Source organism: Luteibacter yeojuensis (assembly GCF_011742875.1).
GTDB classification, from domain to species: domain Bacteria; phylum Pseudomonadota; class Gammaproteobacteria; order Xanthomonadales; family Rhodanobacteraceae; genus Luteibacter; species Luteibacter yeojuensis.
In genome coordinates, this window is record NZ_JAAQTL010000001.1 from 1,660,699 (window position 1) to 1,680,560 (window position 19,862).

At 67.8% G+C, this 19,862-nt stretch carries 18 protein-coding genes; 8 read left to right on the forward strand and 10 right to left on the reverse strand.

Features of this window, described 5'->3' with window-relative positions; all coding sequences use genetic code 11:
• The first annotated feature begins 343 nt into the window (after positions 1–343).
• Both HBF32_RS07575 and HBF32_RS07580 read left to right on the forward strand, forming a co-directional pair.
• Complete coding sequence (locus tag HBF32_RS07575) at positions 344–1,720, forward strand: DEAD/DEAH box helicase (RefSeq protein WP_166699071.1); 1,377 nt, start codon at positions 344–346, stop codon at positions 1,718–1,720.
• 103 nt (positions 1,721–1,823) lie between these two features.
• Complete coding sequence (locus HBF32_RS07580; RefSeq protein ID WP_166699072.1) at positions 1,824–2,267, forward strand: DoxX family protein; 444 nt, start codon at positions 1,824–1,826, stop codon at positions 2,265–2,267.
• On the opposite strand, the gene rimJ is transcribed toward HBF32_RS07580, so the two are convergent.
• A complete protein-coding gene (gene rimJ, locus HBF32_RS07585) occupies positions 2,220–2,774 on the reverse strand; it encodes a ribosomal protein S5-alanine N-acetyltransferase (protein WP_166699073.1) in 555 nt (184 codons plus the stop codon). The two genes, HBF32_RS07580 and rimJ, sit on opposite strands and share 48 nt — an antisense overlap.
• The gene (gene fghA, locus HBF32_RS07590) at positions 2,771–3,610 is read right to left on the reverse strand and encodes an S-formylglutathione hydrolase (protein WP_425482233.1); all 840 of its coding nucleotides are present in this window, start codon (positions 3,608–3,610) and stop codon (positions 2,771–2,773) included. Before fghA ends, rimJ begins: the two co-directional genes overlap by 4 nt.
• Before the next feature lie 157 nt (positions 3,611–3,767).
• On the opposite strand from fghA, the gene HBF32_RS07595 reads away from it, so the two are divergent.
• Positions 3,768–5,582, forward strand: coding sequence for a DEAD/DEAH box helicase (locus tag HBF32_RS07595; RefSeq protein WP_166699075.1), 1,815 nt, complete (start codon positions 3,768–3,770; stop codon positions 5,580–5,582).
• Between the two features lie 93 nt (positions 5,583–5,675).
• Here HBF32_RS07595 and HBF32_RS07600 read toward each other — a convergent pair whose 3' ends face one another.
• Together HBF32_RS07600 and ypfJ are read right to left on the reverse strand one after the other, a co-directional pair.
• Positions 5,676–6,017: a YkgJ family cysteine cluster protein gene (locus HBF32_RS07600; RefSeq protein ID WP_166699076.1), complete on the reverse strand. Its 342-nt coding sequence runs from the start codon at positions 6,015–6,017 to the stop codon at positions 5,676–5,678.
• A 3-nt stretch (positions 6,018–6,020) separates the two neighbouring features.
• On the reverse strand, positions 6,021–6,893 hold the full coding sequence (ypfJ, locus tag HBF32_RS07605; RefSeq protein WP_166699077.1) for a KPN_02809 family neutral zinc metallopeptidase: 873 nt from the start codon (positions 6,891–6,893) through the stop codon (positions 6,021–6,023).
• A gap of 104 nt (positions 6,894–6,997) precedes the next feature.
• Between ypfJ and HBF32_RS07610 the strand changes: the two genes are divergently transcribed.
• Positions 6,998–7,429, forward strand: a complete 432-nt coding sequence (locus tag HBF32_RS07610; RefSeq protein ID WP_166699078.1) for an MAPEG family protein — start codon at positions 6,998–7,000, stop codon at positions 7,427–7,429.
• Positions 7,430–7,523: 94 nt separating this feature from the next.
• Here HBF32_RS07610 and HBF32_RS07615 read toward each other — a convergent pair whose 3' ends face one another.
• Positions 7,524–9,098 carry a TerC family protein gene (locus HBF32_RS07615; RefSeq protein WP_166699079.1) on the reverse strand — a complete coding sequence of 525 codons (1,575 nt, stop codon included), beginning with the start codon at positions 9,096–9,098 and terminating at the stop codon, positions 7,524–7,526.
• Positions 9,099–9,230: 132 nt separating this feature from the next.
• Here HBF32_RS07615 and HBF32_RS07620 point away from each other — a divergent pair, with 132 nt between their 5' ends.
• Positions 9,231–10,010, forward strand: a complete 780-nt coding sequence (locus HBF32_RS07620) for a CPBP family intramembrane glutamic endopeptidase (protein ID WP_166699080.1) — start codon at positions 9,231–9,233, stop codon at positions 10,008–10,010.
• Positions 10,011–10,021: 11 nt separating this feature from the next.
• On the opposite strand, the gene HBF32_RS07625 is transcribed toward HBF32_RS07620, so the two are convergent.
• Complete coding sequence (locus HBF32_RS07625) at positions 10,022–10,618, reverse strand: class I SAM-dependent DNA methyltransferase (RefSeq protein WP_166700467.1); 597 nt, start codon at positions 10,616–10,618, stop codon at positions 10,022–10,024.
• Between the two features lie 105 nt (positions 10,619–10,723).
• Here HBF32_RS07625 and HBF32_RS07630 point away from each other — a divergent pair, with 105 nt between their 5' ends.
• On the forward strand, positions 10,724–11,023 hold the full coding sequence (locus HBF32_RS07630; RefSeq protein WP_166699081.1) for a hypothetical protein: 300 nt from the start codon (positions 10,724–10,726) through the stop codon (positions 11,021–11,023).
• A 55-nt stretch (positions 11,024–11,078) separates the two neighbouring features.
• Here the strand turns inward: HBF32_RS07630 and HBF32_RS07635 are convergent, their stop codons facing one another.
• From HBF32_RS07635 to HBF32_RS07645, 3 genes are all read right to left on the reverse strand, one after another.
• Positions 11,079–12,896, reverse strand: coding sequence for a glycoside hydrolase family 15 protein (locus HBF32_RS07635; protein WP_205287717.1), 1,818 nt, complete (start codon positions 12,894–12,896; stop codon positions 11,079–11,081).
• Between the two features lie 65 nt (positions 12,897–12,961).
• Positions 12,962–15,193, reverse strand: coding sequence for a DUF5916 domain-containing protein (locus HBF32_RS07640; RefSeq protein WP_166699083.1), 2,232 nt, complete (start codon positions 15,191–15,193; stop codon positions 12,962–12,964).
• Positions 15,194–15,273: 80 nt separating this feature from the next.
• Positions 15,274–16,161 (reverse strand): LysR family transcriptional regulator, encoded by an 888-nt coding sequence (locus HBF32_RS07645; protein WP_193570339.1) that lies wholly within the window; start codon positions 16,159–16,161, stop codon positions 15,274–15,276.
• 101 nt (positions 16,162–16,262) lie between these two features.
• On the opposite strand from HBF32_RS07645, the gene HBF32_RS07650 reads away from it, so the two are divergent.
• Together HBF32_RS07650 and HBF32_RS07655 are read left to right on the forward strand one after the other, a co-directional pair.
• Entirely contained in the window at positions 16,263–17,687 is a 1,425-nt protein-coding gene (locus HBF32_RS07650) for an aldehyde dehydrogenase family protein (RefSeq protein ID WP_166699084.1), read from the forward strand.
• A 155-nt stretch (positions 17,688–17,842) separates the two neighbouring features.
• Positions 17,843–18,754, forward strand: coding sequence for a peptidylprolyl isomerase (locus HBF32_RS07655; RefSeq protein ID WP_166699085.1), 912 nt, complete (start codon positions 17,843–17,845; stop codon positions 18,752–18,754).
• An 89-nt stretch (positions 18,755–18,843) separates the two neighbouring features.
• Here HBF32_RS07655 and HBF32_RS19625 read toward each other — a convergent pair whose 3' ends face one another.
• A complete protein-coding gene (locus tag HBF32_RS19625) occupies positions 18,844–19,680 on the reverse strand; it encodes a DUF3014 domain-containing protein (protein WP_166699086.1) in 837 nt (278 codons plus the stop codon).
• Positions 19,681–19,862 lie beyond the last annotated feature (182 nt).

Below are 19,862 nucleotides of genomic sequence, written 5' to 3' on the forward strand. Positions count from 1 at the left end.
GCTTCATCCCTCCGTTGGCTTCTCGCCGCTATAGCGGCTCCTACAGGCGGCGAGGGGAGCCTGCCTTACTGCTTCATCCCTCCGTTGGCTTCTCGCCGCTATGGCGGCGCCTACAGGGCAGTCCCCATTGTGCGTCGCAATAAGGTATACTTGGCCGGTCGTGCCTGCGCTCCGACTCCCTTGCGGACCCCCGGCGTGGAGATTCTCCCGCCCGTTCCCCCACCCCCGGAAGCGCGCGCGACACCGGCCAGCCTGCTGTCTTCGTCATGGCTCGCGGCCGCCGAATCCATAACTCGCAGCGCGGTTCCAGGGAACGCTCGGGTCACGCAGGAGTGTTTCTCCCATGTCTTTCGATTCGCTGGGCCTCGCGCCCGCGTTGCTGCGCGCGCTGTCCGAAGCCGGCTATGAAAAGCCCACGCCGATCCAGGCCGCCGCCATTCCCGAGGTGCTCGCAGGCCACGACCTGATGGCCGCCGCGCAGACCGGCACCGGCAAGACCGCCGCCTTCTCGCTTCCCCTGCTCCACCGCCTCGCCCGCGAGGAGCGCACCGAAGGCCGCCGCCCCATCCGCGCCCTGATCCTCACCCCCACCCGCGAACTCGCCGCCCAGGTGCAGGAAAACCTGCGCGACTACGGCAAGCACCTGCGCCTTTCCAGCACCGTGATCTTCGGCGGCGTCGGCATGGGCAACCAGTTGCAGGCGCTGCGCCGCGGCGTCGACATCGTCGTCGCCACGCCGGGTCGCCTGATCGACCACATGCAGCAGCGCTCGGTGGACCTGTCGAAAGTGGACGTGCTCGTGCTCGACGAAGCCGACCGCATGCTCGACATGGGCTTCCTGCCGGCGCTGAAGCGCATCCTCGCCGCGGTGCCGCGCCAGCGCCAGACGCTGCTGTTCTCGGCCACCTTCGCGCCGGAGATCAAGGCGCTGGCCCAGCAGTTCATGCGCGAGCCGCGCGAGGTGTCGACCACGCCGGCGAACACCGTCGCGAACACCGTCACCCACGTGGTGCACCCCGTGGACGCGGCGAACAAGCGCGACCTGCTGCTGCACATCCTCGCCCAGGACAGCCGTCGCCAGACGCTGGTGTTCAGCCGTACCAAGCACGGCGCCGACAAGCTCGTGCGCCACCTGGAACAGGCCGGCATCCGCGCCGCCGCGATCCATGGCAACAAGAGCCAGAACGCACGCACGCGCGCTCTCTCGGATTTCAAGAGCGGCCGGGTCACGGTGCTGGTCGCGACCGACATCGCCGCGCGCGGCATCGACATCGACCAGCTGCCGGTCGTGATCAACTTCGACCTGCCGATGGTGGCCGAGGACTACGTGCACCGCATCGGTCGCACCGGCCGCGCCGGCGCGGAAGGCCAGGCCATCTCGCTGGTGAGCCACGACGAGTCCGGCCTGCTCCGTGACATCGGCCGCCTGCTGAAGGCCGACATCTCGATCCGCAACCTGCCGGGTTTCGAGCCGAGCGCACCCTTGCGCCTGGACGCCGGCGCGCCGCGTCCGAAGCAGCAGCAGCGCCAGCCGCGTTCGCAGCAGGGCGGCGGCCAGGGACGCGCCGGCGGTAACGGCTCGTCGCGCCAGGGTTCCGGCAATGGCGGCCGCCCGTCGTCGCATCGTCCGCATGGCCATCCGGCGGCGGGCACCGGCGAGAGCACCGGCAACCACAAGCGCCGCCGCCAGCGTCGCGGCCCGGCCACCAACAAGGCTTGACGGCGACCCGCCGTGATGGACTAGCCGTATGGGCGATGGCCCGCCCATGCGGCAACCGGGATCATGCGGGATGGCAGGCCACCCCACCCAGGTAGTTCCCCGCATGTCCCGAGTCCACCGCTACAGCGTCGCCGTGCTGCGCACGGTCTTCGGCGCGTTCTTCGTCTTTTCCGGACTGAACCATATCTTCGCCTTCTGGGCGCCCCCGGCCCCGCATACCGCGGCCGGGCGCACGTTCCTCGCCGGCCTCGAGGCCAGCGGGTTCGTGGAACCCCTGATCGGCGTGATCTTCGTCTATGCAGGCGTGGCGCTCATGGCCGCGCGGCTCGTCCCGCTCGCGCTGCTCCTGCTGGCCGCGCCCGTCGTCGTCATCTTCGGCTACGGCTTCGTCACCGAGGGCCAGACGCTCGGCCCGCACGTACCGGTGCTCGCGATCTACCTGCTGCTGGCTTGGGAAGAGCGACGGGCGTGGCGGGCGATGTTCGCCGCGGGCCGCGGTTCATCCCTGGGCCCTGACCTTCGCGGTAAGGACATGGTCCTCCCATAGTCCGTCGATCTTCAGGTAACGCTTCGCATAGCCCTCCTTCTCGAACCCCAGGCGTTCGAGCAGGCGGCCGCTGCGTTCGTTGCGCGGCATGTAGTTGGCCATCACCCGATGGAAGTCCAGCGGGCCGAAGGCGTAACGCACCGCGGCATCGAGGGCTTCGAACATGACGCCCTTGCCTTCGTGCCTGGCGCCGATGCCGTAGCCGAGGTGGCAGGCCTGGAAAACGCCGCGTACCACGTTGGCGAGGGTGAAGCTCCCGATCATCTCGGTCGCGTCGGGGGTCAACACGGCGAACGGGTAGCCGCGATCGGCGCGTGCCGCCTCGAGGCCCGCCTCGATCGCCTGCCGGCAACCGTCCAGCGAGTAATGCGATTCGGTGCGCAGCGGTTCCCATGGCGCGAGATGTTCGCGATTTTCCACGCGGTAGCGCCGCAGCAGTTCCGCTTCCTCCACGTCGAGCAGGCGGATCACCGTGCGCGCGGTGCGCATGCGGACCGGTTCGCTCATGCGACGAGGGCTTTCGCGTGATGGCGGAGATGGTCATCCACGAAGGTCTGGATGAAGTAATAACTGTGGTCGTAGCCCGGATGCATGCGCAGCTCCAGCGGCTGGTCCGCTCCCTCGCAGGCCGCCTCGAGACGTTGCGGCTGCAGCTGGTTCACAAGGAACCCGTCGGCCTCGCCCTGGTCCACGAGGATCGTGCCGTCGAAGCGCGCGCCACCCTTCACCAGTGCGGTGGCGTCGTGGCGCTCCCATGCCTTGCGGTCCGGGCCGAGATAGTGCGAAAACGCCTTCTCGCCCCAGGGCACGCGCGAGGGCGCCACGATGGGAGCGAACGCCGACACGGAGCGGTAGCGGCCGGGATTGCGCAGCGCGATCGTCAGCGCGCCATGGCCGCCCATGGAGTGGCCGAAGATGCCCTGCCGGCCCATGTCGAGGCGGAAGCTCGCGGCGACCAGGCGCGGCAGCTCGTCCACCACATAGCTGTACATGCGGAAGCGGGCGTTCCACGGCGCCTCGGTGGCGTCGAGGTAGAAGCCCGCCCCTTCGCCGAACTCCCAGTCGCCGGTGGCGCCGGGCAGGCCGGTGTCGCGCGGGCTCGTGTCCGGCATGACCAGGGCCAGGCCCAGTTCCGAGGCCAGGCGCTGCGCGCCGGCTTTGATCGTGAAGGTTTCGGCCGTACAGGTGAGGCCCGCGAGGTACCAGAGCAGCGGCACCGGCCCCTCTTCGGCCGCCGGGGGCATATAGACGGCGAAACGCATGGGGCCGCCGCAGGCCTCCGACACGTGCGAATAGAAACCCTGGATGCCGCCGAAGCAGCGTTGTTCCGAAACCGTCTCGATGGCCGCCATGGGACCCGTCCCTTACATAAAGCTGACCGGAGAGTGTAGCGCCGACGCGACATACGGCCACGGCCCACGGCGAAGCACCCGTATCACTGCTACAATAGTCTTACTGCCCGGCGCCGAACGTGCCGCCGCGCCCCTCCCTGAGGTCGCCATGTCCCCCGATAACGATAACGCTCCGGCCCTGCCCGGTTTCAGCGCGCTTGCCCTCGATGCCAACGTCGTGCGCGCGCTGACCGAGGTCGGCTACGAGACCCCCTCCCCCATCCAGGCCGCCACCATCCCGGCCCTGCTCGACGGCCGCGACGTGATCGGCCAGGCGCAGACCGGTACCGGCAAGACCGCGGCATTCGCGCTGCCGGTGCTTTCGCGCATCGACCTGAAACCCGGCAAGCCGCAGGCCCTCGTTCTGGCGCCTACGCGCGAGCTGGCCATCCAGGTGGCCGAGGCCTTCCAGAAGTACGCGACCTATATGCCGGGCTTCCAGGTGCTGCCGATCTACGGCGGCCAGAGCTACGGTCCGCAGCTGCAGGGCCTGAAGCGCGGCGCCCAGGTGATCGTGGGCACCCCGGGCCGCGTCATCGACCACCTCGACAAGGGCACGCTGGATCTCTCCGGCCTGCGCTTCGTGGTGCTCGACGAGGCCGACGAGATGCTGCGCATGGGCTTCATCGACGACGTCGAGAAGCTGCTCCAGGCCACGCCGGAAGGCCGTCAGGTGGCCCTGTTCTCCGCGACCATGCCGGCGCCGATCCGCCGCATCGCGCAGACCTACCTGAAGAACCCGTCCGAGGTCACGATCAAGAACAAGACCACCACCGCGGCGAACATCCGCCAGCGCTACTGGTGGGTGAGTGGCGTGCACAAGCTCGACGCGCTCACGCGCATCCTCGAGGCCGAAAGCTTCGACGCGATGATCGTCTTCGCGCGCACCAAGCAGGCCACCGAGGAACTCGCGAGCAAGCTGCAGGCGCGCGGCTTCGCCGCCGCGGCCATCAACGGCGACATCGCCCAGGCCCAGCGCGAGCGCGTGATCGACCAGCTGAAGACCGGCAAGCTCGACATCCTGATCGCCACCGACGTCGCCGCGCGCGGCCTCGACGTGGAGCGCATCAGCCACGTGCTCAACTACGACATTCCGCACGACACCGAGTCGTACGTGCACCGCATCGGCCGCACCGGCCGCGCGGGCCGCAGCGGCGAGGCGATCCTGTTCGTCACGCCGCGCGAGCGCAACCTGCTCCGCCAGATCGAGCGCGCCACGCGCCAGCCGATCGAGCAGATGCAGCTGCCCACCATCGAGGCGGTGAACGACACCCGCGTGAACAAGTTCAACCAGCGGATCACCGATACGCTGGCCACGGGCGACCTGGGCCTCTTCCAGCAGCTGGTGGAAAAGTTCGAGCAGGAGCACAACGTGCCGGCGATCGAGATCGCTGCCGCGCTTGCGCGCATCGCCCAGGGCGACCAGCCGCTGCTGCTGGAGCCGCCGGCGAAGCGCGAATACACCGAGCGCCCGCCGCGCGAGTACGACCGCGAGCGCCCCACGCGCGACGGCGGCGATTTCAGCGACCGCCGCCCGGTCCGCGAAGGCATGCGCCAGCCGCGTCCGCACGTCACCGAGACCGGCAAGCGCACCTATCGCATCGAGGTCGGCCACGAGCACGGCGTGAAGCCCGGCAATATCGTGGGCGCCATCGCCAACGAAGGCGGTGTCGAGGCGAAGTTCATCGGCCGCGTCAGCATCCGCGACGATTACAGCCTCATCGACCTGCCGGACGGTATGCCGGCGGAGACCTTCAACCACCTGAAGAAGGTGTGGGTCGCGCAGCAGCAGCTGAAGATCAGCGAGTGGGACGGCAAGGAGTCGCCGCAGAGCGGCGCGCCGCCGCGTCCGCGCGGTAACTTCCGTCCGTCGTCTGGCGCGCGCCCGGGCGGCGGCAAGCCGCCGCGCCGCAAGCGCGATTGAAGAAGAAGCGATATCCGTAGGAGCCGCTATGGCGGCGAGAGCCCACGGAGCATTGAAGCGGTGAGGGAGTTTCCCTCGCCGCTATAGCGGCTCCTACAGGAAGTCCGAGGGCGTCAGTGGCTGCATGCCGTGCCGCAGCCTTGCCCTGTCGCACTGCGGGCTCGGCGTGCCGTCTTCCCATGCCGGCTTGAGGTCATGGCATGGCGACGGCCGCAGCGCATAGATGCCGCAATGCGCGGCCACGCCGACCGCGCCGACGAGCGACTTGCAACGCGGTTCGTACGCGTTCGTGCCATGCATCGCCACGCGATGCGGGTCGAGGTGTTCGGTCAACGCGGCCGGCACGATTCCGCCGGCCGTATCCGTTTCGAGCCAGTGGAAGGCCACGCGATATGTCGCGCAGCATGCGCCGCAACGCAGGCATGGATGCGTCATGGATCAGATCGCGCCCGAGAACGTATTGCACTTGCCGACATCGCCGCTCTCCAGTCCGGTGCGGAACCAATGCACGCGTTGCGCCGAGGTCCCGTGGGTGAAGGAGTCCGGCACCACCCTGCCCTGGGCCTGCTCCTGCAGCGCGTCGTCGCCGATGGCGGTGGCGGCGTTGATCGCCGATTCGATGTCGCCCTCCTGCAGCCAGTGCTGGCGCTGCTGCGAATGGTTCGCCCAGACGCCCGCGAAACAATCCGCCTGCAGCTCCTGGCGCACGGAAAGACCGGAGGCACCCTGGAGGCTCGCGCCACGCCGACGCGCGTCGTTCACCTTGTCGAACACACCCACCAGGTTCTGCACATGGTGGCCGACCTCGTGCGCGATCACGTAGGCGCGGGCAAAGTCGCCGGCCTCATGGAAGCGCGTCTGCATCTCCTGGAAGAAGCCGAGGTCGAGGTAGACCTTGTGATCGCCAGGGCAATAAAACGGACCGACGGCCGACGACGCCGACCCGCAGGCCGTGCGCACGCCGTTGCGGAACAGCACCAGCTTCGGCTGCTCGTACTGCTGGCCGTTCGCGGCGAAGATCTCGCCCCAGGTATCCTCCGTCTCGCCAAGGATGGCGCGGACGAAATCCACCTGCGGATCGTCCGCGGCCGCCCGGTGCGGCGCTTCTTCCCGGGTCTGCGGCGAGACCGACGCGCCGGGATCGCCCTGGCCCAGCAGGGCCGTGGGGTCTTTGAAGAAGACGAGGCCGAGGATCGCCAGGATCACGATGCCGCCCAGGCCAAGCCCACGGCCGCCGAACGACGGCCCGCCGCCCCGGCCTTCGCCGGCATCTTCCACGTTGTCGCTTCTACGGCCCTTCTGCCAGAGCATCGCCCGTCCTCCCGTCGCATGCGCCCCAAGCGAGACGCGGTAAGCATGATCGCATGGACCGTTGCCGGTAAACTTCGGCGCTGAAGTCGTCCCCCGGATCCCCCATGACCAGCCAGCTCCCCGCCGTCGTCACCCTGCTTACCCTCCTGCTGATGTTCGCCACCGTCTGGATGGTGGGCCGCGCTCGTGAACGTTACGGCATCAAGGCCCCGTCCATTTCGGGCGACCCCGCCTTCGAGCGCGCCTGGCGGGTGCAGATGAACACCCTGGAAAACGCCGTGATGTTCATCCCGGCGCTGTGGCTGGCCTCGCAGTACGTGGACCCGCTGTGGGCGGGCATCGCCGGGCTGGTATGGCTGGCGGGCCGTGCGTGGTATGCGCTGGCCTACCTGCGCGACCCCACCCGCCGCGGCCCCGGCTATATCGTCTCCATGATCGCCTGGGCGGCGTTGATGCTCATGGCGGCCGGCGGCATCGGCATGGCCATCATGGAAAACAACGCGACACCCGCCGAAGACGTCACAGGCGCACCGTAACTCTGTGGGAGCCGGCTACGCCGGCGATCCCGCGGCAGCGGGAAAGGTACGGCAAGCACCTATCGCCGCTGAAGCGGCTCCCACACAAAGCCTCTTACTCGTCGTCGCGGATCAGGGCCAGCACGCGCACTTTCTGGATGCGCGCGCCGTCCATCGCCGTGACCTCGAACTCGAGGCCGCCGGTCTCGAACCGGTCGCCGGCCGTGGGCAGGCGGCCCAGCTGTTGCAGGACGAAGCCCGCCAGGGTGGAGAAGCTCGCGTCGGCCGCACCCGGAAGGCGCCGGCCGAGCAGGTGCTCCACGCGGCGCGCATCGAGGCTGGCATCGAGCAGCCAGGCGCCGTCCGGCTCGCTGACCGCGGAGGGGTCGCCCTCGCGGGACTCGTCCGGGAATTCGCCCGCGATCACTTCCAGCACATCGGCCGGCGTGACCAGGCCGAGGATGCTGCCGTATTCGTCCACCACCAGCGCCACCTGAAGCGGCGCGCGGCGGAATTCGTCGATCAGGCGCAGGACGCTGAGCGATTCCAGCACGGTGATCGGCTTGCGCACGAAGGTTCCGGTGTCCAGGCGGCCGTGGTCGTTCAGGCTGGCGAGGAGGTCGCGTGAGGACACCACGCCCACCAGTTCGTCCAGGTCGCCATAGGCCACCAGCATCCAGTGGTGCGGGGATTCGCGCGCCTCCCCAAGCAGGACGGACAGCTCTTCCTCCGGATCGACCCACACGATTTCCGTCCGCGGCGTCATGATCGAGCGCACTGGTCGCTGCGACAGGTCGAGCACGCCCTGCACCATTTCCAGTTCGTCCTTGCCGAAGACGGCCGTCTCGGCGGGCTCCGCCACGGCCTCGCCCTTGCCGGTGTCGCCTTCGTCGTCGGACTTGCCGCCGAGCAGGCGCAGCACCGCCTTGGCGGTGCGGTCGCGCATGACCCTGCCGCCCACCAGCAACGAGCGGCGGCGGTTATGCCGCATCGTCTGGTTGAAGACCTCGATCATGATCGAGAAGCCGATCGCGGCGTACAGGTAGCCCTTCGGGATATGGAAGCCGAAGCCTTCCGCGATGAGGCTGAAGCCGATCATCAGCAGGAACGAGAGGCAGAGGATGACCACCGTCGGCCGCGCATTGACGAACGCGGTCAGCGGCTTGCTCGCGGTGATCATGAGGGCCATCGCCACCACGACGCCGACCATCATGATCGACAGGTGGTCGACCATGCCCACGGCGGTGATGACCGAATCGAGCGAGAACACCGCGTCCAGCACGACGATCTGCGTCACCACGAGCCAGAAGCTCGCGCGGCGGCGGTTGCCGCCCTCGTCGTGCTCGGAAGCCTCCAGCCGCTCGTGCAGCTCGAGCGTGGCCTTGAACAGCAGGAAGATGCCGCCGACGATCAGGATGACGTCGCGCCACGACAGGCTGAAGCCGTTCCACTGGAACAGCGGCCGGGTGAGCGTCACCAGCCAGGACATGGCGGCGAGCAGGCACAGGCGCATGACCAGCGCGAGGCCGAGGCCCATGAGACGCGCGTGGTCGCGCTGGCGGGCGTGGAGCTTGTCGGCGAGGATCGCGACGAAGACGAGGTTGTCGATACCGAGCACGATCTCCAGCACGATCAACGTGAGAAGACCCGCCCAGGCCGAAGGGTCGGCTAGCCAGTCGAATGCGAACATGGGGCGACGCGTCGTGGCGCCGGTTTTCCTCCTTTAGGGAGGGTCAACTATACAGGGCCTCGAGGACAGGTCATGACAGTCTGTGCCGGAAGCGCCGTTGCGACCCCGGCCATCCGTCGGCTAGGGTGCCGCATGACCGACGATTACCTGCCAGCCTCCCCCTCCCCGACGGCACTCGCGCCCCCGCGGACACCGGGCGTTGTCGAGACGACCCTCTGCATCGCGGCGTACTTCGGTCTCCAGTTCGCCTTTGGCGGACTGTTCGGCGGGATCTCGATGCAGATCGCCCGGTCCTTCCCCGGCCATGTGCCCCCCGCGCCCGACCGGCTCATCGTGGTGGTGATCCTCACCGTGCTCTGCGCGGCCGTCGTGGTCTCCTGGCTGCTGCTCCGGCGCTGGGGCGCGGCGCGCGCGACGGACCCGGGCCCGGCAGGGCTCGGCTTCACTCCACCCGCCGGGCGCTTCATCGTCCTCGCCTCCGCCCTGGGCGTCGCCGCGCCGGTCATCGGCGGGCTGCTCACCCAGCTCCTGGCCGGAGACCACACGGTCAGCCAGGCCGTCAGCGACATCGCCGACAAGGCCGACATCGGCATGCGAGTGGCGCTCCTGCCGGTGGTCGTCCTGATCGGACCGGCGGTAGAGGAACTCCTGTTCCGCGGCGCCCTCCTGTCCATCCTGCGCACCCGCCTCGGCGACGGCTGGGCGATCGGCCTGTCCGCGCTCATCTTCGGCACGATCCACCTGCCCGACCTCGCCTGGCTCTGGTACGCCGTGCCCAACCTCGTGCTGGTGGGCCTGTTCTGCGCCTGGCTGCGCGTGCGCAGCGGGTCCATCTGGCCCGCCTTCGTCGCCCATGCCGCGAACAATGCGCTGGCGACGGTCGCCTGGTTCACCGTCGCCGCGGGCTCGTAAGGACAGCGGGCCTAGAGCCGCTCCAGCGATGCCACGTGGCGGGCCAGTCGCGGGCTGGCGTAGCACTGCGAGCCCACGGGAATGAGCCCCACCTCGTCGAAGGCCTCGCGATACCAACGGGCGGAGCGGCCGTAGAACCCCTCCCTGTCGCCGCCAGGGTCGTCCTCGCGGGTGTAGACCTCGAGGAAAGCGAGCCCTTCCGCCATCTCCCCGATGCCGACGAGCCCCGCCCGGATTTCGGCCGGCTTCAGGTAATGCAACACGTCCGTGCAGACGATGAGGTCGAAGCGCGTATCGAAACGCAGCTCGGCGAGCTGCCCGAACCGGGCATAACCGATATGACGCGAGCGGCCGTACCGGGCCACGACGTACTCGCTCGCCTCCAGCCCGCGGTATTCGATGCCGGGCCGCAGGCGGCGCAGTTCGGCCCGCCATGGCGCTTCCCCGCAGCCGACGTCCAGCACGTTCCGCACCGGACGGCCAAGGTAGAACTCGGCCTGGCCGAGCACCATCGCCACCTTGCGCCGCAGCTCCGCCGGCGAGCGCACGGCATGCTCCGCGCTGCGGTACCACTTGTCGAAATAGGCCTGGTCGTAGGTCTTGGGCATGGTCATGGCCGCAGGAAACGTCAAACCGCCATGGTAACGGCGGCGTACACTTCCGGCATACATGCCGCGCGCCAGCATCGGTTCCATACGGCCCAGGAGGATTCCATGCCCCGCATCCAGCTTCGTATCACCGGCGACCGCGACGTGTTCGACGATGTGCTGACCGCCGTCCACGGCATCGACCGCGTCGAGAGGGTCGAGGAAATCGACGATTTCATGAGCGATTTCCGCGACGACTCGAGCTCGCAGAACCTCTCCGACGACATGAGTTCGAAAACCTATACCCTCGAAGTCGAAGTACCCAACGAGCGCATCGGCGAACGCGTGCGCGAGATTGCCGAAGAGACCGCCGGCACGCGCGAGGCGGCGATCGAGTTCATCGGCCCGGACGAAATCGAAATGTGACCGGTCAGCCCATCGACGCGGGCTTCCGCTCTTGCCCGCGCGGGGGCGACGGCAATCAGGGTTGCCAGACTTCGCCCTGCGGACTCGAAAGGCGGCGGTCCAGGTAGTACGCCGCGCTGATGAAAGCGAGGTGCGTGAGTGCCTGGGGGAAATTGCCCAGTTGTTCCGCGCGCAGACTCAGCTCCTCGGAAAAAAGGCCGAGGTGGTTCGCGTAGTGGACGCCACGCACCATCGCGTCGCGCGCCTCGTCGAGGCGACCCGCGCGGGCCAGGCATTCCACGTACCAGAAGGTACAGGTAGTGAATGCGCCGTCGCCGCCCTCGAGGCCATCCGCATTGCGGTAGCGGAAGACCATGCCGTCGTCGGTAAGCCGCTCGCCGATCGCGTCCAGCGTCTTCAGCCATACCGGGTCCGTCGCCGACACGAAGCGGACCAGCGGCATCATCAGCGCCGCGGCGTCGAGGTCCGTGCCGCCCATGGTCTGCACGAAGTACCCGTGTTCGGGATGACGGAAGTGCGCCCAGATGTCCTCCGCGATGCGGTCGCGTTCCATGGCCCATTCGACGACGGCACCCGGGAGCGAGCGCTTGCTCGCGAGGCGTACCGAGCGATCCAGCGCCACCCAGCACATCAGGCGCGAGTGGAGGAAATGCCGCGGGGTGTCGCGGATCTCCCAGATGCCCTCGTCCGCGTCGCGCCAGTGCGCGCACACGTGATCGACCAGGCGTTTCACGTGCGCCCAGCCCGCGTGACTGATCGCCCTTCCGTACTTGTTCGACAGGTAGATGCTATCGATCAGTTCGCCGAAGATATCCAGCTGGGTCTGCGTGCGCGCCGCGTTGCCGATGCGCACGGGCTTCGATCCCGCGTAGCCGGCCAGATGGTCCAGCGTCGATTCCTTCAGCGCCTCGCTGCCATCCAGCGCATACATGACGCGGAGCGCGGCGCCCTCCTCCAGCTCCACGAAACGGTCTTCCGTCCACTGCCGGAAATGCGCCGCCTCCTCGACGTAGCCGAGCCGCATGAAGGCGTACACGGTGAACGAGGCGTCCCGTATCCAGCTGGCGCGGTAATCCCAGTTGCGTGCGGCGCCCGTGGCCTCGGGCAGGCCGAAGGTTCCGGCGGCGGCGATCGAGCCGTGCTCGTGCGAGGTGAGCAGCTTCAGCACCAGCGCGGAACGGTCGACCAGTTCGCGCCAGCGGCCACGGTAATGGGAACGGCGGGTCCAGTGGCGCCATGCGTCGGACGTCGCCTCCAGCGCCGTGGCGCATTCCGCCACGTCAAGCGGATCGAATGCCTCGTCGCAGAGCACGAACCATGCGTCCTGGCCCGCTTCGAGTTCGAACTCCGCATGCGCCTCGCTCTCGCCCACCAGGATGGGCACCGACGCGCCGAGGCGCAGCGAGTGCGCGTCATCGTGGAACACCACGGTATCCCCGTACGCGTCGGCCGTCGGCACGCTCGCGGCATAGTCGAAGCGGGGCCGGCAGCGCACGCGCACCTTCACCCTTCCCCGCGACGCCCGCACCCGGCGCACGAGGCTGCGCGGAAGACGGGCGCCGGCCTCGGGATGAGGCATGAAATCGGTCAGCTCCATGCTGCCCTTCCCGCCCATCCAGCGCGTGACCAGTACGTTCGTCTCCGGTATGTAGAGTTGCATGCGCCGCGCATCCGGTAGCGCCGGCGCCACGGAGAACTCGCCGCCTTTCGCGGGATCGAGCAAGGCGGCGAACACCGTCGGGCTGTCCATGTGCGGCCAGCACAGGAAATCGATCGTGCCGTCGGTGGCCACGAGCGCGATGGTGTCCTGGTTCCCGATGACGCCGTGCTCGCCGATGCTGCGGCCGGGCACGGGGTTCTCTCGATGTGGCACGGGGGTCTCCACAGGCATTCCTTGGCCCAAGGAATGCCACAAGGCGCGTGAAGCCCGGCTCTACTTCAGAACTCGAGGCGGTAGGCGATCTTGATCAGGCCTTCGTTGACATCCTTGAGGCTGAAACCGCGGCGGAACTGCGAGTTCACATCGTCCTCGGTGTCGTCCTCGTAGCCGCCGCGGTTGTAGACGATGTAGAGATCCGACAGCGGAGCGATCTCGTAGCGATAGCGGATCTGGAAGCCCAGGTTCGCCACGCCGAGCGGATCCACGTGTTCATCGCTGTGGACGGTGCCGCCGGTGGGCGTCACGTCGATCGTATCGCGCAGCTTCGCGCCCAACGCCAGCGTCTGCAGTTTCACGCGCAGTTCCTGCCGGTTGCTGAGGTTCCAGTTCACGCCGCTGTCGATCCCGACGGTCCGGCCGTCGTACACGCCCAGCAGGTTGTCGTGGCCCTGCCAGATCAGCCAGTTCGGATCCCACTCGTAGCTGGCGCCGAGAAACACGCTGAAAGCGTCGGTGATGAAGTACGTGGGCGTGAACTTGAAGTAGTAGCCGAGCCGGTGGTAACCGGTGAGCTGGTTGCCGGTGATGAAACCCTCCGCCTCCCAGGCCCAGCGGCCGATGCGCGGACGCGTGCGGTCGTAGGTCAGCTTCGCCGTGGGCGGGGTGTGCAGGGCATTGCCGCCACGGGTGAGCCGGTCGTCGTACGCCGCGGAGAACGTATCCAGCCGCCACTCCTCCTCGCCGCCGTCGCGCCGCCGGCTGTCGCGCACGATGCGGAAACGGCGGCTCACGGCACGTCCGTCGGTGTTGTCGGCGCCCGAAATGCGGTACTCCCACAGGTGCGAGGTGTACGCGGAATCCGCCGGGAGACCGGTAAGGCGGCGGCGCACTTCCCAGTGCAGGTAGAGCATGTCGTTGCGCGGCAGGTAGCCGAAGTCGTCGATGTCCAGGCGGCGGCCGAAGTACATGCCGAGCCACTGCTGGGCCCACACGTCGTTCATCTGCCAATAGGCGATGCTGGTCGCGCCGAGGCCGGACGTGTTCGCCCCGGGCTCGTCGATCTTGCTGCCGACCACGTTGCTGGTGATGGTGAACGCGCTGCTGGGCTGCCAGCGATGGTCGAAGCCGAGCACGTTGGCATCGCGGTCGAGGTACGGATGGTTCACCCGCGTGGCGAGCATGCCGAAGGTCTGCGTACCCTCGTTCTGGCTCAGGCGCAGCGCGCCGAAGGTACGGCCGGCGTCGCCCTTCTCCTGCGCGGTGAGGATGCCGTAGCTCGTCGAACCGACGCTGCCGTTGACCTTCACCGCGGTGGAGATGTCGGCGGCACCGTGGCCGTCGTCGGACGCGCCACCCACGCGCCGCGTGTAGACCAGCTGCGAGTAGTCGTCGAGCAGGCTGAAGTCGAAGATGCCCTGGTTCTCGGTGAAGAACGGGCGTTTGTCGGTGAAGAAGGTTTCCTCCGGCGAGAAGTTCACCACGAGGTCGTCGCTCTCCACCTGGCCGAAGTCCGGATTGATGGTGGCGGTGAGCTGGGTCTGGCCGTTGGGCTTCCACAGGATGTCCGCGCCCTGCTCGAACGACGTGCCGCCGTTCACGCGATCCACCCTTCCGACCACGTACGGCGTGACCGCGAAAAGCGATTGCGAATACGCGGGAAGCCGCACGTGATTGAAGCTGGACAGGAACCGCCCCTGGTCGAACGTGATCGTGGGCCAGCCCATGCGCTCGCCGGTGCCGCCGATCACGCGATCGATGTAAAGCCCGATGGTGCGCTCGCCGTCGTGCGCCTTGTGCATCGGCGCGATGTACCACGGGATCAGCACCTCGACGGAATAGCCGTCCGCGTCCTCGCTGACCGCGTGATCCCACGCGCCGTCCCAGTCGTAGCTGAAATCGGATTCGTTGGTGATCACCTCGTCGGCGATGCCGCCCTGCGACTTCACCTCAAAGTCGTAGCCCACGCGACCGTCGCCGTTGAAGTCGACCATCACGTTGACGCGGTCGACCAGCGCGTTCTCGTCGCGCCGGGTCTGCTGGTGCGAGCGCGGGACACCGTCCGGCTGCGTGGCGCGGATCGCCACCGCGAGGCCCTTCGGCGTCGACAGGATCCACGCCTCGGTGGGCTGACTGCCGGGCTTCCCCGTCAACGGCTGGGTCTGGCGAAAGTCGACGATGTGTTTGGCGCCGGCCCATTCCGTGGGATCGATATGACCGTCGATGACGACCTCGGCATACGCGGGAGCGACGGTGAACCCCAGGAGGGCGGCGAGGATGAAGCGACAACGCATGAGTAATCCGGGACGTGGAAACTTGCGGAAAGGATGCCTGCGGAACCGCAAAGGTTTGCCATGACCCTTGGCCCATGCGCTCAACCCGATTCCCTGATGAGATCGACCAGCGCACGCAACGGCGCGGGTACGTGCCGCCTCCCCGGGTAGTACAGGCACAGGCGGTCGAAGGGCGGCGTCCATTCGGCAAGCACGCGTTCGAGCGTGCCCGCGGCGAGCGCTTCCTCCACGTTGAACTCGGTGAGGTAGGTGAGGCCCAGGCCCGCCAGCGCGGCTTCCAGCATGAGCTGCGGCGCGTCGAGCGTCAGGGCGCCCTGCACGTCGACAGCCAGCGCTTCCCCATGCCGCTCGAACTCCCAGCGATAGATGTGCCCGGCCGGCATGCGCGCGCGTATGCATGCGTGCCGCGAAAGGTCGGCCGGCGTGCGCGGCCGACCGTGTTTCGCGAAATAGTCCGGCGAACCGACCACCGCGAAGCGGATCCGGGCGCCGAAAGGTATCGCGATCATGTCGCCCGGTACCGTATCCTCCGTCCGGAAGCCCGCGTCGAACCCCTCCCGCACGATGTCGATCAGGCGCCCCTCGGTCACCAGGTCCAGGTGTACGCCGGGATACTTACGCATGTACGGAATCAGGTACGGACCGATGACCCGTTGCGCAGCGCCGAACGAGGCATTGATCCGCAGGGTGCCGGTGGGTGGGCCGCCCTCGTCGCTGGCCCGCTCGATGGCGCCGCGGATATCCGCCATGGCCGGGGCCACGTCGGCCACGAAACGCTCGCCGGCCTGGGTGAGGCGGACGCTGCGCGTGGTCCGGTGGAACAGCCGCGTACCGATGCGGCCCTCCAGCGACGCCACGGCCTGGCTCAGGGCCGAGGTAGACATCTCCAGAGCGGCCGCGGCGGCGCGGAAACTGCCGTGGCGGGCCACTGCCAGCACGGCTTCGAGCTCGGTGAGTCCGGATCGCATTATCCGCTCCTGCTTAACAAGTCATTCGGCTTTGTCCTTCTTATCAGATCAATGGCCCGGCCGCATCGTTGGAGGTACCCACCCCACGATCGAGGACCGCCATGCACACCATCGAGCAGATCTACATCGACGGCGCTTTTGTCACCCCACACGGACAGGAGCGCTTCGAACTCTTCAACCCCGCCACCGAGGAGGTGATCGGCACCGTGCGGCTCGGCGACGCGGAAGACGCCCGCCGCGCGATCGCCGCGGCGAAGCGCGCCTTCGCCACGTTCTCGACGTCCACGGTCGAGGAACGCATCGCCCTGCTCCAGCGCATGCACGACGCCGTACGCGCCCGCGAAGACGACCTGTTCGAGGCCATACGCGAAGAATACGGAGCACCGGTATCGCGCGGGCGCTGGATGACCGGCTACGCCTCCAGCGTCTTCGTCGAAGCCATCGAGACCCTGCGCGCGTTCGACTTCGAGCGGCGGATGGGCGCGGCCGCCGTCGTCATGCAGCCCGTCGGCGTGACGGGCCTCATCACGCCCTGGAACAGCAATGCCGGCTTCATTTGCGGCAAGCTCGCCACCGCCATCGCGGCCGGCTGCACGGCGGTGATCAAGCCCAGCGAGATGAGCGCGCTGCAGACCCGGATCGTGACCGAGGCACTGCATGAGGCAGGCGCGCCGGCGGGCGTGTACAACATCGTCACCGGTCGCGGCGACGTGGTGGGCGCAGAGATCGTCGACAGCCCGGACGTCGCGAAGATCTCGTTCACCGGATCGACGGCGGTCGGCAAAGGCATCGTCCGCGCCGCCGCGGACACCCTGAAGCGCGTCACGCTCGAGCTGGGCGGCAAATCGCCCAGTGTGATCCTCGACGATGCCGATCTCGCGAAGGCCATGCCGCTGGTGATCGGTGCGGGATTCATGAACAGCGGACAGGCCTGCATCGCCGGAACGCGCATCCTCGTGCCGCGTTCCCGACTCGCGGAGTTCGAGGCGATGGCGAAGTCGGCCGTGGAAGCCGTCGTCTCGGGCGATCCCGCGGATCCCGCCACGGAAGTCGGCCCCATGGTCAGCGCGAAGCAGTGGAACCGCGTGCAAGGCTACATCCGCAAGGGCATCGAGGAAGGCGCCCGCCTCATCGCCGGCGGCGAAGGACGCCCGCATGGCCATGCCCGGGGGTGGCTGGTACGCCCCACCCTGTTTACCGACGTGCGCAACGACATGACCATCGCCCGCGAGGAAATCTTCGGGCCGGTGCTGTCGATCATCGCGTATGACGACGAAGAGGAAGCCATCGCAATCGCCAACGATACGAGCTACGGGCTGCAGGCCTACGTACATTCCACCGACGAGGCCCGCGCGGTGCGCGTGGCGGCGCGCATCGATGCGGGGCGCGTGCTGGTCAATACGCTGACCCACGAGCCGAAGGCGCCGTTCGGCGGGTTCAAGCAATCGGGTCTCGGCCGCGAGTCCGGACGCTTCGGCCTCGAGGCCTACCTGGAGCCCAAAGCCGTCCTGGGCCTGCACCAGTAGGAAAGGTTCCGCCGGGCCTGCTTTTGTGTAGGAGCCGCCATGGCGGCGAGGAACCTCGCGACGCGGCCAGAAGCGTGCTCTCGCCGCTATAGCGGCTCCTACAACAGCCCGGGCTCTGCTAACGTCTCCGGGGTCAACAGACCCCAGGGGACTCCATGCTCACCCGTACCTGCCTCGCGCTCGCCTTCCTGCTTGCCCTGCCCGCCATGGCGGAAGAGGCGAAGAAATCGCCCACGCCGAAGGAGCTGCTGGCGAAGTCGACGCCCGCCGAGTGGCGCACGCCCGATCCGCAGAACCTTGTGTACATGGATCTCCCGCAAGGCCGCGTCATCATCGAGCTGGCCCAGGACTGGTCGCCGCTGCACGCCGCGAACATCCGCACGCTGATCCGCGAGCACTACTTCGACGGCACGCAGATCATCCGTGTGCAGGACAACTTCGTCACCCAATGGGGCGACCCCGACGGCGACGACAAGAAGAAAGCAAAGAGCCTGGGCACGGCGAAGGAAACCCTCGCGCCGGAATTCACCCGCAAGGGCGGCAAGGCCTATCCCTTCACCAAGCTGCCGGATGGCGACGTCTATGCACCGGAAGTCGGTTTCTCGGAGGGCTTCCCCGTGGCGCGCGACGGCAAGGGCGGGGCATGGATCACGCACTGCTACGGCACCGTGGGCGTCGCGCGCGACACCGGCGCGGAGACCGGCAACGGCAGCTCGCTCTACGCCATCATCGGACAGGCGCCGCGCAATCTCGACCGCAACCTCGCCGTGGCCGGCAAGGTCATCAAAGGCATGGAGATCCTCTCGGCCTATCCGCGCGGCGGCGAGCCGATGGGCTTCTATGACAAGCCGGAACAGCGCGTCACGATCAAGAGCGTGCGCCTCGCCGCCGACGTGCCGGAAGCCGAGCGCACACCGATCCAGGTGCTGCGCACGGACAGCAAGACCTTCGCTGCGGTGATCGACGCGAAGCGCAACCGCCGCGACGACTTCTACACCCGCCCGGCCGGGAAGATCGACCTGTGCAACATCAGCGTGCCGGTGCGGGACCCGTCGAAGAAGCCCTGAAGGCGCCTGTAGGAGCCGCTATAGCGGCGAGGAAAAGCTGGCGACCGAATCGCAAGATTGCCCTCGCCGCTATAGCGGCTCCCACATGTTTAGTTCGCGCTGGTCGATGACACCGCGGGCGCACCGGCCACGATGGCCTCCCGCAACGCCCGAAGCTTCGCCTTCAGCTTCGCCTCGTTCGCCGGCCCCACGCGGATCATGAACTTCTGTCCTACCGACAACTGTTCGTAGTCGGGGTTGGCGTAGACATAGCCTTCCTTCGCCGGAATCAGCTGTAGCGTGCCCTTCGGTTCCGGCGCGGCGAGGAGGTGGTCGATGACCTCGATGAGGCGGTCGTTGAAATAGCCGCCCGTGCCGAGGTCGCGATACGCATCCTGGAATAGCGGATAGTTGCGCTTGTACCAGCTTGCGGCAGCGGCCGGATTCACGCGGTCGGCCACGTACATGTACGTGTCGTAGCGCGCATAGTTCTTCTTTGATTCGACGAACATGCCGTCGTCCGACTGCACCTGGAAGCGGCCTGTCGGGGTGCGCAACGGCACGACGTTCATGCCGATGGTGTGCTTTGGCAATGCATCAATGGTGGACACCATGCGCGAGACGATCGCCTGCGGCTTCAGCAGCGACTTCAGCGCATCGTCGCTGGTGAGCGCCATGAGGCCGGCGAGCACGGCGTCGTCGCTCTGGTCCAGCGACGGCAGCGCCGCGGTGGAACCGCTGGCCGGGCCGATGGGATGCTGCGGCAGCGCCGCGTTCTGCGCGGTGCCGGCATGGGCCGGTGCGGAAGAACTCGCGCCCGCGAAGGCCGGCGCCTCCGCCTTGTCGCGCGCCATTTTCTCCCGATACACGAAGATGCCGACCACCACGGCGATCGCCACCACCAGCAAACCCGCAACCCACTTCGAACCCGACGACTGACTGCTCACTACACCGCTCCTACACAGAACCAAGCCCCCATGGGACTACGAACCGGTGGTCGAGTTCAAATCGGGGGCTTGCCCGACGCCTGCATACCTGCTTAATCCGCAGGCGCCGGGTACTCCCCCTCTGGCCTAGCTCCCCATGAGGGAACAACCCGCATCGAGGCACGAACTCGCGTCAGCGAGTC

Bases quoted from the DNA above. Each gene is read 5' to 3' on its own strand.
- HBF32_RS07575 (WP_166699071.1), top strand. From the start codon at position 344: ATGTCTTTCGATTCGCTGGGCCTCGCGCCCGCGTTGCTGCGCGCGCTG.
- HBF32_RS07580 (WP_166699072.1), top strand. From the start codon at position 1,824: ATGTCCCGAGTCCACCGCTACAGCGTCGCCGTGCTGCGCACGGTCTTC.
- rimJ (WP_166699073.1), bottom strand. From the start codon at position 2,774: ATGAGCGAACCGGTCCGCATGCGCACCGCGCGCACGGTGATCCGCCTG.
- HBF32_RS07595 (WP_166699075.1), top strand. From the start codon at position 3,768: ATGTCCCCCGATAACGATAACGCTCCGGCCCTGCCCGGTTTCAGCGCG.
- HBF32_RS07600 (WP_166699076.1), bottom strand. From the start codon at position 6,017: ATGACGCATCCATGCCTGCGTTGCGGCGCATGCTGCGCGACATATCGC.
- ypfJ (WP_166699077.1), bottom strand. From the start codon at position 6,893: ATGCTCTGGCAGAAGGGCCGTAGAAGCGACAACGTGGAAGATGCCGGC.
- HBF32_RS07610 (WP_166699078.1), top strand. From the start codon at position 6,998: ATGACCAGCCAGCTCCCCGCCGTCGTCACCCTGCTTACCCTCCTGCTG.
- HBF32_RS07615 (WP_166699079.1), bottom strand. From the start codon at position 9,098: ATGTTCGCATTCGACTGGCTAGCCGACCCTTCGGCCTGGGCGGGTCTT.
- HBF32_RS07620 (WP_166699080.1), top strand. From the start codon at position 9,231: ATGACCGACGATTACCTGCCAGCCTCCCCCTCCCCGACGGCACTCGCG.
- HBF32_RS07625 (WP_166700467.1), bottom strand. From the start codon at position 10,618: ATGCCCAAGACCTACGACCAGGCCTATTTCGACAAGTGGTACCGCAGC.
- HBF32_RS07630 (WP_166699081.1), top strand. From the start codon at position 10,724: ATGCCCCGCATCCAGCTTCGTATCACCGGCGACCGCGACGTGTTCGAC.
- HBF32_RS07640 (WP_166699083.1), bottom strand. From the start codon at position 15,193: ATGCGTTGTCGCTTCATCCTCGCCGCCCTCCTGGGGTTCACCGTCGCT.
- HBF32_RS07645 (WP_193570339.1), bottom strand. From the start codon at position 16,161: ATGCGATCCGGACTCACCGAGCTCGAAGCCGTGCTGGCAGTGGCCCGC.
- HBF32_RS07650 (WP_166699084.1), top strand. From the start codon at position 16,263: ATGCACACCATCGAGCAGATCTACATCGACGGCGCTTTTGTCACCCCA.
- HBF32_RS07655 (WP_166699085.1), top strand. From the start codon at position 17,843: ATGCTCACCCGTACCTGCCTCGCGCTCGCCTTCCTGCTTGCCCTGCCC.